The organism is Streptomyces iakyrus (genome assembly GCF_000717055.1).
GTDB lineage: Bacteria > Actinomycetota > Actinomycetes > Streptomycetales > Streptomycetaceae > Streptomyces > Streptomyces iakyrus.
Genome location: NZ_JNXI01000096.1, coordinates 1 through 423 on the forward strand (window position 1 = coordinate 1; position 423 = coordinate 423).

Sequence of the window (423 nt, forward strand, 5' to 3'; positions counted from 1 at the left end):
CCCATCCGACACCGCCAGTGTGCCGGCGCATCTGGAACGGCTGGCCGGCCGGGCCCGTGGCTATGCCGAGGCCGCCAGTTCGCAGAACACACGCAGAGCCTATGCGAGCGACTGGACGCATTTCTGCAGCTGGTGTCGGCGCCAAGGCCTCGAAGTCGCTCCGCCCTCGCCGCAGGTGGTCGGGATCTACATAACCGCCTGCGCCACTGGCGCGGCGATCGCGGGCGGCAAAGCAAATTCCGTAGCCACGATTGAGCGGCGTCTATCGGCGTTGAGCTGGCACTACACCCAGCGCGGCACGCCGCTCGATCGCAAGGACCGCCACATCGCCACAGTGATGGCCGGCATCCGCAATACCCATGGCGCACCGCCGCGCCGGAAGGAAGCCGTGCTGGGCGACGACGTCGTTGCCATGCTCGAGAC

1 protein-coding gene is annotated in these 423 nt (G+C 67.8%); it reads left to right on the plus strand.

Annotated features, from left to right (window positions below):
- Positions 1 to 19 precede the first annotated feature (19 nt).
- A partial coding sequence (locus OO68_RS48910) for a site-specific integrase (RefSeq protein WP_209442690.1) occupies positions 20 to 423 on the plus strand: 404 nt, incomplete at its 3' end.